We start from the raw sequence: 13,644 nt of genomic DNA, 5'->3' as shown, positions 1-13,644 counted from the left end.
TTTTAAATATCAAAAACCATTTCTAATATATCTTCATCAGTCATATCGTTAATTATACTTTGTATTTTATAGTCTATCCAATTATCTTCATCAAAATGATTGCGAGCAAAATTTAAAATTTTTTTTATATTGGCTTTATCAGCATTACCAAAAAATTCTTCATATATATCTCTTGATGAATAACCTTTGTATATTTTATTCATAAAATATTTTGCAAAATTATACTCATCATTATATTTTACAACTAGACGTTCAATATCATCATGATCATAATATTGACCCTCACCCTTATAGAATTTTTCTTTAAATTCATCTTCATTATCACAACCGAAGAAATCTAACAAAGTGTCCATGGAATATCTTCTAGTAATATATTTGTATATAGAATCCCAATCAGCATAGCTTTTCATCATATCAATTAATGAATCTGCAAAATATTTGGCTTCACCTTCAATCCAACTTTCAGTAAAATTGTTAATATCAAGATAATCGAAAATTGAATCAGCATTAAGACCTAACTCTTCTATACCCATATCACTAAAATATTCTCTTGCTTTTTCTTCTAATTCATTTCTAGAAAATGTAGGTAATTCAATTTCATGTTCTATTTCATTATCAAAAATTTCATATATTTCAGAACCTTCTTCAAATTCGTTCTTCATTTGAAAAATGTCTATTTTAGTATCATTATCTTCATAATCCCATTTTTTAACTATTTCATTTGGAAATAATTCAAATGCCACATCTTTTGTTGAATCTAATTTATTAATACAATAAATTATTCCTCCTTTTTCACCATTATGATTATCAAATTGACTTTTTTGATATGTAGTGCACCAATTTCTTTTTCTATCTTTTTTATAAGCAAATTGTGCAATTTCATATTTAAACGGTTGAAAAACAATCCATTCTAAATTATTAAACCAAACTTTACAAAATTTTTCATCATTTATATTGGCAACTTTTTCAAATTTATCTTTTTCATCCAATATTTTTTTTAAATCTTCAATAGTTTTTATTTGATTAATTGGTTTTGAAAAATCTTTTTTATTATTATCATATTTCTTTATTATTGAAGTTAAAAGTGATTGAACTTTATTTCTTTCTTTTATAAACTTACCAATATCATTTTTATCACCTTTATATAATCTCAATTTATCTATACCTAATTCTTTTTCATTTCTTTTGATAAATGATAATAACCATTCAATATAGGCTTTATTTTCTGTTGGATCTGATTCCCATAGTGATAAACCTAAACCCTTACCATATTCATCTTGAAATTTTTGTAATATATCTTCTTTTCTGCCTTCATTTAATATAAAAGTATCAAAATTTTTAATATTCTCCTGATATTTAGCTTGTCTCCAATATAATGGGTTCTTAGAATTCCAGGCAGTCATATCGGAACCGAAACCTTTTCCCCAACCTTTCTTTTTAAGCTCTTGTTTTTCTTTCCAATTAATTAAATGTGGTATTTTCATTTCTTCTTCACTTGTTTTAGCACCACCTTTATATTCATGTATAGGTACAAGTTCGTATTCATTTATATATGTTATATCATTTGAAATTTTATTTCTATTTATTGGAATTTCCACCTTCCAAGTTTCATCAACCTTAAATCCTATTTTTTCTAAACCACCATTAATATCATCAATAATTTTTAATAATTGCTCATATGTTGATGGATAAACCCAGAATGTTATTATTTTATTTTTTATAAAAACTCTACCACTGATCTGTTTATCTCTGTTGTAACGAACACCGTTTTTATTGGCAAGGTTATCATGACATTCACAACCAATTTCATAATAAAATTTTGGATTTTTATCCTTAGAATATAAAAAAATCATTTCTAAAGGACTTTCACACATACTAGTAATATATCTTCCATTAATTGTTACTGTATTTGGTGATTCGTATAGTTTATTTTTATAAATACCATCATGATATTTTTCATATTCAAAATTTTCAAATAGTTTAAAGTTTTTTACTCGTTTCATATTAATAAAAGATAAGATTTTGTTTTTTTATCACCAGCTACACTTTCTTTTCCTGTTTCTTCTATAAAACCTTCATTTTTAAGTGTTTCAACAATTTCTAAATTGATAAATGGATTTAAATAAAATTCTTTATGACCCAAATTTTTAGAATCTGTTATGTTAATACTTAAATCATCATATTTACCATCATGAAGCCATAATTCAACCTTAAAAGGTTTAATATTTTCATCATATTTTAAATGAAAGTATAAGATATTATCATCTATTTTAACACTCACAACACCAGAGAAATTATTAAATTTTGTAATCATTTTTACTTAATACATTTTTATTATATATTAACTTTTAGCAATAACTTTTTTATATTTGACAAAATTTACTACTGACAAAATGACATATTTTTTTTATTTTAATGTCAAAATATGTATAAAAATCCGAAATTTTATATTGGTATAAAAATTGAAAATAACAAATCAAATAAGTTTAACTTAAAAAAAATAATCAATAGAATTATGACACTAGTAAAATTTAAACAACCTTATGAATTATTTAAATCATTTGACAAAACATTCGATGAAATGGTTGATGAGTTTTTTGGTTATACACCAACATTGTTTACAAGAACAACCAATATTTTAGGCGCTATGAATGTAAAAGAAACAAATGAATCTTACAATTTAGAAATCCTTTTACCTGGATTTACTAAAGATGAAACTAATGTAGAAATTGAAGATGATATGCTTACAATTTCAGCAAAGGTAGAAGATACTAATTCCCAAAGTAATGAAGGTTACACTAGAAAGGAATTCGTGAAAAAATCTTTTGTAAGATCGTTTTCAATTCCTGAAAATGTGAATACTGAAAAAATAACAGCAGATATTAAAGATGGTGTTTTGAATATTGTTTTAACAAAAAAACAAAAAGAAGAACAAAAATCAAAGAAAAGAAAAATTATGTAATTGGTTAGTAAATATTAAAAAACCCTCACAAAATATTGTGAGGGTTTTTTTAATATATAATAAAAATAATATTCTGGTATAAAAATTTTATGATAGATTACACATATGATTTTGACAATCAATTTTTTAGGATGGTTACAGTAGCTTTAGCTAAAACTATGACAAGACAAATTAGGTGGATCAATTATTTCGAACCAACAAATGAAAATGATACTGGAAGATTAAGAGTTACAATTCCATTCTATACAAGTTTAACAGGTGACGAAAGATTTTGTTTAGATGCTTTTGTTGATGACATTGTTGATAAAAGAGTAAATTTAAATACAGATCAATATCAGAGAGGTATTATAACTTGGACAGGGTTTGCATCACGTTCAGACGAATTTGCAAACCCAAATCAATATTTATCACAAAAAACCGATATTAATGGTACACTCAGAAGAATAATATCTAAAGTTAAAGCTGTCCCAATTTCAATTAATTATGATATTGAAATACAATTAGCGACATCAAATGAAGTTGATAAATGTTCACAAAAATTAATGAATATTTTTTATAATTATATGTATTTCAACATAGACTATTTTGGAATAAAAATAGATGCTCTGTTGTCATTACCTGATGATAAAACAATTGAAATTGTTAGAGAAATATCGATGGAATCTGAAAGAAAAAAGATGATAAAATTTTCATTAGAAGTAAAAACATATTATCCTATTTTTAGAATTGGTATTGACGATTTAATTACTTGTGATAATGATGATCAATTAAATTGGGATTATATCGGAATACCAAAACCATCTAGTAACTTTTTAGACAGTTTAAAAAATTACAATAAGAACTTTGGTCAAACTGCTTTTAGTGGTAATGGTTCTACAGAAATAGAAGGTATGACAGAAATAAAAAGAGTATATTGGGATACATATTTTCATGAAATTAATCAACAAGAAATTTTAAATGATGTTAAAGAAAACCCAGCTCAAAAAAGAATTAGAGAAGAAAGAAATAAAAATCCAAATCCAACAACTTGGAGAAAACAAGATTTTGATGTTAACCCTATAGATGATAGTGAAAGTAAACCTGATAAAAAACTAAATGATAATGATTTAGATGAATAACCTCTCAACCGAGAGGTTTTTTATTTAGAAAAAAATGAGTTTTTTCTTTCAATATATAAATAAGATAAAATTGTATCCAAAAATCTTAAAAGGTGCAAGATATAATTTAAAAAAATAAATAAATAAAAATGGCAAACATTAAATTAGAATTATTTAACTTTAAAAATAAGTTAAATTTAGAACAATTAGATGTAGCAAGAATTGCACAAACACATCTTGAAAATTATGACAATTTATCTGAAATAGAATTGAAAGAATCTTTAAATCATTCTTTACAAGAATTCAGATATTATCCTGAAGTAAAGTCTTTATTAGAAGCTGTACAAGAAGAAATTCAAAGTATGCCTTTAGTATATGAATTGAAAGACCTTTACAAAAAAATTGAAAGAAAAAATCATGGTGTTTTATATAGACCAGCTTTAGTTCAACTTTTAGAAACAATTAACAAACAAGATGATGATGCTAGAATGGAATCAATTCTTAACGAATTATCAATCTATGATTGGATTCCTGAAATTAAATTTTTCTTAATGAAGATGACTACATCACCAGTTGAAAGACAAAATCTTAAAAATTCTGGTAAAGCTTCAAAAGTTTTCACATTAGTTGAAAAAGTTGAAGAAGGTCATTTAACATTTGTTGCTGATAGATGGTTTTTAATCACCGAATCTGAAATTAAACAAGTTATCGCTGATGATTATGTAAAAGATCCAGAGAAAATTAGAAACATTAGAATGTTAGAAAAAGTTCTTCAAATTGCAGAAATTGAAGAAAATATGATCAATTTTAAAATTGATGAAAACTTAACATTAGGAATTTCAACAAAAAATAATAATGTTTTTTTAAACGGTAAAAAACTTGACAAAGAAACAACATTAGAAACTCTTTTTAATTCACCTGTTATTCCTTATCTTAAAAAAGATTATTACAATTTAGTTGAATCGACAATAAACAATATTAACAAATTTGTTGAATTGGATATTGCTTTAAAAGTTACAAACCTTTTAAATCCTTTTACTGAATCGATTTGTTTCAACTATAAAGATAAAATGTATATCTATAATAAAGATACAAGAACAGGTTCGAAGTTTTACGCATATGATAATGCAAGCGAACTTATTCACGATGTTCAAAAAGAATTGGATTATGACCTAACTCATTTCTATGAAAATAAACTTTCAAAAGAATTAAAAATTTTAAGAGGTTTAGAAGATCGTGAACGACAAATTGATATTAAACTTCAAGATGTTAATGAATCAATTAAAATGTTAGCAGAAAACGAAGAATTAATAAAAGAAAATAAGGAATTAAAACTTACTTACAATAATTTATTAGTTTACAAACATAAATTGACTCTCGAAATGAATGAAATCAAAGCTAAAAAATCAGCTGCAAGAAAAACTTTATTAAAATAGTAATGTACTGATTACCACGAAAATAAAAAACCTCAACACTCTGATGTTGAGGTTTTTTAAACTTTTTTTCAATATGCATGTATAAAAATTAACGTGAGAACATTGTTTTCGCCTTTTACAATTTTTAAAAGCCATAACAGAATAGATTTTTTTAAAGCTTTATTTTACTAAAACCAAAAAAAAAATAAATTAAAAATAATTATGGCTAATTACTTAGATGATAGTGATTTATACTATGAAATCGTTCTTTCCAAAGGAAAAGGTTATTTAACTAAAAAAGCAGAATTGTATTTTGAATTAATTGCAAAAAATACAATTCGTAAAAAACAAAAAGATTATAAAGATTTAGATGAAATGTTGGACTGTATGCAAAATGGTCTACTTATTATGTTTGAGAATTGGTATAATTTTGATGAAAAGAAATACAAATATGCTTTACCATATTTCACAGAAATTTACAAACGTGGAATTGCAGCAGGTTACAACGAACTTCATGGTAGGAAACCACATCAACAAAATCTTGTTAAATTTATTAGTTTAGATTCATCAAATGATGGTAAAGGATTACATCATATTTAAATTATTAGACATATTTAATTTTTGCACCACTTACAATAAAAGTAAGTGGTGTTTTTATTTTTAATAGATAATATTAATTTAATATATAAAATTATGAAACAAGATATTACAAATATTTTTATGGTAAAAATAATAAATTTAAATTATGGGATATAATAAATTACCAAATAGTAAAACAAATATGAAAGCTAACGGAAAAAAGCGTTGGCATCAAGGTTTTTACCAAATAAAAAATGTAGATAAGTATATAGGCGATCCAACAAAATGTATTTTCAGGTCAAAATGGGAATTTCATTTTATGGTTTGGTGTGATATGAACCCATCTATTAAAAGATGGTCTTGTGAATTTATAACTATTCCTTATCAGGATGAAAATGGTAAATATCATAGATATTTTCCAGATTTTTATATTGAAATAATTGATAAAAAAGACCCAATGAAATTTGACAAAATAGTAGCTGAAATAAAACCGCATAAAGAGACACAAACACCAATAACGCCTATGAAAACTTCATCTACTAAAGTCTGGGAATCGTATGAATATCAATTAAAAACATATCAAAAAAATTTATATAAATGGACTAAAGCAAAATATTGGTGTGAAAAAAATGGATTTAAATTCATAATATTAACCGAAATACATTTAAAACAAAACAACATAATGTAATATGGGAATGTTTAGAGATTTTGAAAGTTACATGTACGGTCTTATCGGTATGAATGGATCTATAACTAACATGATAAAAAATTTGACCGATAAACTAATAAAACTTAGACAACAACCAAATATGAAAGAGATTATGGAAATTAAACCAGATAAATTAATTCCTGGTCGTTTCTATTTAATACAATATAATTATAATGGAAATTATATTTGGTGTCCAATATTAGCATTAGATTATAAAGTTATTAAAAATAATCATATATTATATGCTATTAATTTAGAATACCTACCCCCAAAATTCAAAATTGCTATATTCAATAAAATATTTAAAGCAGGAAAAGAAAAACTTGACAAAATAACACAAAAAGAATTCGTAAGAGAAGAACCACCAATGAATTTTATGACTTTTGAATTCATGTATAAACTTTTAAAAGAATATAAAATGAATTGGGCTATTACTTCTTATTCTATCAAAGATTTTTCTAATAATTATAAAATTAAAAAATCCTATCTATGTTCTGTAAAAATTGCACCAGAAATAATAATGGCTGATTTTAAAAGACATAATTCAAAAAATATGATAGAGTTACAAAAATCATTGGTTGGAGAAGATGCTATTAAAATGTCAAAAATATTAGAAGATTATCAAAAACTTATAGAATCTTATCAAGAAGATTCAATAGAATATCATAAAAAAGTTGCTTTATTTAAAGAAAAATTAAAATTATTTAAAGACTAACATAATTTTATATATACTTAAAATTAATTTAAAAAAAGATGCCATCATATAATAGGTATACTAACAATAACCAAAACACAATGAACAACTTAGGCAATACTATTGAAAATCGTGGTATGTTCAACAGAATGCTTAGAAATTTATCCAATTGGGGTATGGATTATGAAAATATGATTATTAAAAATACGTACTCTATTGGTTTACATGAAGATCCAAAAGGACAAACAACATTATCAACCAATATGTATGATATATTTTCTAAGAAAATTATATCAAAAATGCTTGATAGAAAATCTATAGCATACCTTGATAGAGCCTATGTTGATAAAAGAAAAATATTAAGACAATATGCAATTAAAGATGAAATAAAAGATTTTATTACTCAAATTGCTGATGAAACAATTATATACAATGATGATAATTATTTTTGCAAATTAAAAGATTTACCAGATGAGTTTGATAATTCTATAAAACAAAGATGGCAAGAAAATTTCAATAAAATTTATAGAAATTTTGGTTTTAGTGATGGTATAACAGCTTGGAATTATTTTAAAAATTTTTTAATTGATGGTTATATTGCTTATGAAATAGTTTATGATAACAAACAAAAAAATATTATAGACCTTCAACCAATAGATCCCATGACGCTTATTGTTGCAACTGATCCTGGTTCTGGTACAATAGTTTGGATACAATATCCTGATAATCCACAAATTAGAAGAGTTTTATTAGATGCTCAGATTATATATATATCGTATACTAATAATAATGAATTTGCAGAAACATCTTACGTTGAAAATTTGATTAGACCTTATAATCAATTAAAAATGTTGGAACAAACAAGATTACTTTACAATATTAATCAAGCAGCAATTTATAAAAAATTTATTATTCCTACAAATGGTTTAACAAAACAACAAGCAGAACAACAAATATATGAATTGATGTCAGAGTATCACGAAGATGTACAATGGGATGATACAATGGGTACTGTATCAATAAATGGTTCAACCAATATTCCTCACTCAAAAGATTTTTGGTTCCCAAGTTCTGATTTAGGTACTCCAACAGTAGAAATAGTCACAGCACAAGGCACAGATTTGAATGAAGATTCAATGCTTACTTGGTTTTTCAAAAACTTAAAAAGAGCTTCAAAACTTCCTTTCAGTAGATTTGATGACGATGCTGGTGGTGGAAATTTATTTAATGATACTGCTGAAATGACAAGACATGAAATTAAATTCCAAAATTATATTAAGAGATTAAGAACTATTTTCAAAGAAATAATCGTTAAACCTTTGAAGATTCAGATGATTATGGATTTTCCTGAATTGAAAGATGATAATCTATTTCACGCTTCAATACAAGTTATATTTAATAAAAACGAATTATTTGAAGAATGGAAATTTTTAAACAACTTACAAAAAAGAGCCGAAATTGCTTCTACATTAAGTTCAAATTTACAAGATGCTGAGGGTAAACCATATCTACATGTTGAATGGATTATTCGCAAAATTATGAAATTTACTGACGCTGATATTACCGAAAACAAGAAATATAAACTTGTTGATAGTAGTGCTAATGCTAGTGAAGGTGTTAGTGGAATGCAAGGTGGAATGCAAGGTAGTACCCAAATGGGTGCACAAGGCGGACAATCACCTCCACAAGGTGGTGGACAAGAAAGTGGTGGACAATCACAATTTTCATTCTAATAACATATATTATAAGACCCTTTCGGAGGGTCTTTTTTTTTTGATTTCTTATAAAATGGAAAAATAACTGTTTTTTAGGTTAATATATAATAAAAAAATAATAAATAAACTATGGTAAAACCAAACAAGTATGTTCTAATTGTAGAGAATAACACAAATGGTTTAAAACTTAATGAAGGTGTAAAGATTGATAGTAAAGGTAATAAAGAATATCGACTATCAGGTATTTTCACCGAATTTGATGTTATGAATCGTAATGAAAGAATCTATACTGCAGAAAAATTCTTACCACATCTTAATGAATTGATAGAACGTAAGAATACATTAGGTGCTGTATATGGTGAGTTTGATCATCCAGACGTATTTGATACAAGTTTACAAAGAATTTCACATACTATTGAAAAACTTTTTTATAATAAAGAAAAGAATAGAGTAGATGGTGAAATTAGATTGTTAAACACACATTGGGGCAAGGAGGCTAAAGCATTAGTCGAAGATGGTTGCCCTATTTTTGTTTCAAGTAGAGCTGCTGGTATTACTGAATCAGATGGAACCGTTACTGTTAAAAAATTATTTACCTATGATGCTGTTGCTGATCCAGGTTTCGGTTCAGCTAGAATGGAGGTAAAGACATTAAACGAATCTTTAGGATTTAAAACAAAAGAAACTAACTTTAGGATATACGACATATCTGATGAGTCAAAAATTAATGAATTATTCAACATGAACCAAAATGATTTTGTTACAAAAGCACAAATGGTTGAATACTCAGAGTATTTAAAAGAAGAATTAGAAAAAGTAAAATATCTTCTTACAGAAAGTGTAAAAAATGGAAAAGTTGAACCTGATCAAATTATAAAATTATCTGAGTCTTATGAAACCTTATTAGAGCAACAAAACAAAGTTGCTAAATATCTTGATTATTTGGCTGATAGTATTCAAATTGTTGTAAATGAAAACAAGTCAATAAAAGAAATTACCGAAAAACTCACTAAGCATAATGATTATTTAGCTGAGAATTTGGAAAAAGCTATTAAGTATTCAGAATACCTTGCTGAACAACTTGATAAAAACATTAACTATTCTGAATATATTGCAGAAATATTAGATAAAAATATTGATTTTTCAGAATATATAGCAGAACATGTTAATAAAAATATTCAATTTTCTGATTATTTAGCAGAAAATATTGAAAAATCTATTGATTATTCAGAATATCTTGCAGAAAATCTTGATAAAAATATTGCATATAGTGAATATATTGCAGAAAATCTTGATAACAATATAGCATACTCTGAATATCTTGCTGAAAATCTCGATAAGAATATTGCTTATTCTGAATATCTTGCTGAGAACTTAGACAACAACATTGCTTATGCAGAATATATTGCTGAGCATGTTGATAACAACATTGCTTATGCCAGAATACATTGCTGAGCATGTTGATAACAACATTGCTTATTCAGAATACATTGCTGAAAATGTTTCAGATACACAGGCATATATGAATTATATTGCTGAAGGTCTTGACAACACAATTGAATCTATTAAAAGTTCAAAAATTTTTGAAGCTGGAAATCAAATGCAAATTCCTAACATGAGACAAGTTTCTGATATAGACAAGTATTATGATGAAGACGATGATTTCATTCAAAAATCACAAATACAAGAACCAGATGAAACTGATGATGAACCTGTACAAACTCAAGCACAACTAAAAGTTCAGGTTCAATCACAACCAAAAGATCAAGTTCAATCACAACCAAAAGATCAAGTTCAATCACAACCAAAAAATCAAATTCAATCACAACCAAAAAATCAAGTTCAATCACAACCAAAAAATCAAGTTCAATCACAACCAAATGAAATTGATAGTGAAATGCCTGATTCAATTGAAGGCGAACCAGTTGGTGCACAAGTACAATTAGTTCCTGGTGCAACAGTATCTATTGAAGATAGAACAGGTGAAATTCTTGCTTCAAATCCTTCAACAGGTATATTAGTAGTTAAAATGGCTGACAATAATGAATTAGTAGAAGTACATGAAAGTAAAGTTAACCTTATTGGTGATAGAATTATGGAAACCGAAAATTCATTAAAATCATACATTGGTAACTTAATTACAGAAACTAAAAAACGTAAAGCTTCTGAAAATCAAGAACCACATTTTGTTCAATTCCTAACAGAAAAGAACAAAAAAGCATGGTACGGACTTACAAGTGAAGATAAAGAAAAAGTTATCTTTACAATAAACGAAAGTAAAGAACCTATCTACACAGAAAATCAAGTACTTTATGCTATTAAAAATGCTCTTTCAGTTCAAAAAACATTTGAAGATGTATTGATTGAAAATATGCCTTCAGAATTAAAACCTATATGGGAAAAGTTGAACGAAAATTACAAAAAGAGTATAATCAATTCTGCAAAACTTTACCCTGATTTAACTACTCCATCAAGAATGGAAAAATTCTGGGAGAGCAGAAGACTAGAATCTTATACTAAGATTAATGAAAGTAAACAGATTCTTAACGAAAACAGAGTTGTAGATAATACTTCTCTATCAGATGAACAAATAGATGCATTCATCTCAAAAATTAAAAATTTAGGATATTAACTCATTATATAATAGGTAGTTATGTGTAAAACCCTAATTACCAATAAAAATGGAAAAAAATGACATTTTTGAGTTAATATATAATAAAAAAAAAACAATTAAAATTATGAATTTTATCGTAGATAAAGCAAAAGCTTTGAAAAAATGGGCTCCTGTTCTTGACCACTTACAAGTAAGTGATATTGAAAAAAGAACTTGGATGGCTGAATATGCTGAAATGCATCAGCTTAATGAAAATGTTGCTTATAGCACATTAGGTAACATTTATGGTATGGGTAATGTTCAAGCTCCCGTTATCGGTGGTGCTGGTCTTTATGGTGGCACAAACACTTACACAGGTACAGGTGCTCCTGTAACTACAGGTGCTATCGGTTCAGGTGATGTAGCTCAAAACTTACTTCCAGTATCAATGAAAATTGCTGCTCAAACAATTGGTCTTGACCTTGTTGCAGTAAAACCAGCTTCTTCACCAAGATTAGAATTGTTATTCGTAGATTTTAAATACGATAACAATCCACAAGGTCATGGTAATTTAGATGGTGATGAACAACCACTTGTTTTCAAGTTAAATGTTACTGATAAAACAACTCTTTTAAACCAATTAACATATACACTTGGTGTTTTAACAACTAAAGAACTTATTGGTGGATTAGATAAAAGAGTATTTGTTACTTTAACTGGTGGTTCATTCACTAACGTATTTGAACCTACAACAACTCCTCCAACAGGTAATAAACTTGGTGTTTTAGAATTTTTAGGTTTTTCAAGAGTTGATGGTCTTCCTATGTTTAGATCATACAGACAAAACAACAACGCTGCTGCAGGTAATTGGGGATTTGACCAAAATAAAAACACATTCGGTTACGCTACATCAGTTGTATCTCAATTAGAAGGTGCTTATTTCTATCATTTAAGTGGTAGTTCATTACTTCAAATTACTGGTGCAACTATTGAGTTAGTAAGCACAATGGAAGATCACCTTCCTGGTTTCTCAGCTGGTTGGTACATTAACCATGCTATGAGCCGTCTTGAAGATGAAAACACTTATCCTGGTGTTATTGGTCCAGACGTATTCACCAAATCTGTTGCAGTAGGTGACATCGAAATTTCAAGTGCATTAAAACGTACACAAATTGAAGATATTAAAGCTTCAACTGGTATGGACATTGTACAAAAACTTGAATCAGTTCTTATTAACGAACTTACTCAAACAATTTCTAAACAAATTGTTGATAAGATTAGAACTCTTGCAGGCGAAAACAGAGCATCTCACACAACTCCAAAAGACGCTTCAGGTAATTCTAAATTCGACTTTAACGTTGATGATTACACAGCAGTTGCTGGTCCTGCACCTGGTGGTGAAACTTACCACTCAATCCAAAGAAAACTTGTTGCTAAAATCAACAACGCTTCTAACTTTATTGCTACTGACGGTAGAGTAGGTCCTGCTCAATATCTTATCACAAACGGTAACTTAGCTTCCGTATTACAAGATGTTGCTGGATACACAATCGCTCCAACTAACGTTGGTAAATTGAATACAAATGGTCAGTTGTACCCAATGGGTAACATTGGTAACATCACAATCTATGTAGATCCTTACATGAGATGGGATGATAACAGAATCTTCTTAGGAAGAAAGAATTCAGTTGATCAACCAGGTCTTGTATTCATTCCTTACTTAATGGCACAATCAATTTCATTGATTTCCGAAGCAACTTGGGCACCAAGAATGCTTATCAGAAGCCGTTACGCTATCACAGACATTGGTTTCTTCCCTTGGAAACAATTTATGGAAATCCGTGTTACAGACAACAATGGTGTTCTTATCTAATAGACAC

Annotated in this window: 12 protein-coding genes; 10 read left to right on the top strand and 2 right to left on the bottom strand. The window is 27.1% G+C overall.

The features are described from left to right. Positions 1-2: 2 nt before the first annotated feature. Both HPY57_13585 and HPY57_13580 read right to left on the bottom strand, forming a co-directional pair. Positions 3-2,003: a hypothetical protein gene (locus tag HPY57_13585; GenBank protein ID NPV12812.1), complete on the bottom strand. Its 2,001-nt coding sequence runs from the start codon at positions 2,001-2,003 to the stop codon at positions 3-5. Further along, positions 2,000-2,314: a hypothetical protein gene (locus HPY57_13580; GenBank protein NPV12811.1), complete on the bottom strand. Its 315-nt coding sequence runs from the start codon at positions 2,312-2,314 to the stop codon at positions 2,000-2,002. The genes HPY57_13585 and HPY57_13580 overlap by 4 nt, the downstream gene beginning before the upstream one ends. Positions 2,315-2,515: 201 nt before the next feature. On the opposite strand from HPY57_13580, the gene HPY57_13575 reads away from it, so the two are divergent. From HPY57_13575 to HPY57_13530, 10 genes are all read left to right on the top strand, one after another. Further along, a complete protein-coding gene (locus HPY57_13575) occupies positions 2,516-2,962 on the top strand; it encodes an Hsp20/alpha crystallin family protein (GenBank protein ID NPV12810.1) in 447 nt (148 codons plus the stop codon). An 89-nt stretch (positions 2,963-3,051) separates the two neighbouring features. Beyond that, complete coding sequence (locus HPY57_13570) at positions 3,052-4,080, top strand: hypothetical protein (GenBank protein ID NPV12809.1); 1,029 nt, start codon at positions 3,052-3,054, stop codon at positions 4,078-4,080. Between the two features lie 128 nt (positions 4,081-4,208). Next, a complete protein-coding gene (locus tag HPY57_13565; GenBank protein ID NPV12808.1) occupies positions 4,209-5,495 on the top strand; it encodes a hypothetical protein in 1,287 nt (428 codons plus the stop codon). A gap of 201 nt (positions 5,496-5,696) precedes the next feature. Next, positions 5,697-6,074: a hypothetical protein gene (locus HPY57_13560; GenBank protein NPV12807.1), complete on the top strand. Its 378-nt coding sequence runs from the start codon at positions 5,697-5,699 to the stop codon at positions 6,072-6,074. Positions 6,075-6,219: 145 nt separating this feature from the next. Then, on the top strand, positions 6,220-6,741 hold the full coding sequence (locus HPY57_13555; protein ID NPV12806.1) for a hypothetical protein: 522 nt from the start codon (positions 6,220-6,222) through the stop codon (positions 6,739-6,741). Position 6,742: 1 nt separating this feature from the next. Beyond that, positions 6,743-7,477 carry a hypothetical protein gene (locus HPY57_13550; GenBank protein ID NPV12805.1) on the top strand — a complete coding sequence of 245 codons (735 nt, stop codon included), beginning with the start codon at positions 6,743-6,745 and terminating at the stop codon, positions 7,475-7,477. Between the two features lie 80 nt (positions 7,478-7,557). Continuing rightward, positions 7,558-9,189, top strand: a complete 1,632-nt coding sequence (locus tag HPY57_13545; protein NPV12804.1) for a portal protein — start codon at positions 7,558-7,560, stop codon at positions 9,187-9,189. 111 nt (positions 9,190-9,300) lie between these two features. Continuing rightward, complete coding sequence (locus HPY57_13540; protein ID NPV12803.1) at positions 9,301-10,626, top strand: hypothetical protein; 1,326 nt, start codon at positions 9,301-9,303, stop codon at positions 10,624-10,626. Beyond that, entirely contained in the window at positions 10,607-11,803 is a 1,197-nt protein-coding gene (locus HPY57_13535) for a hypothetical protein (protein ID NPV12802.1), read from the top strand. Before HPY57_13540 ends, HPY57_13535 begins: the two co-directional genes overlap by 20 nt. 106 nt (positions 11,804-11,909) lie before the next feature. Beyond that, positions 11,910-13,637 carry a hypothetical protein gene (locus tag HPY57_13530; GenBank protein ID NPV12801.1) on the top strand — a complete coding sequence of 576 codons (1,728 nt, stop codon included), beginning with the start codon at positions 11,910-11,912 and terminating at the stop codon, positions 13,635-13,637. Positions 13,638-13,644: the final 7 nt, after the last annotated feature.

Source organism: Ignavibacteria bacterium (assembly GCA_013177855.1).
Taxonomy (GTDB): Bacteria; Bacteroidota; Ignavibacteria; order Ch128b; family Ch128b; genus Ch128b.
The sequence above is the reverse complement of the archived record's forward strand: the minus strand, read 5'-3'. Positions and strand labels throughout refer to the sequence as shown.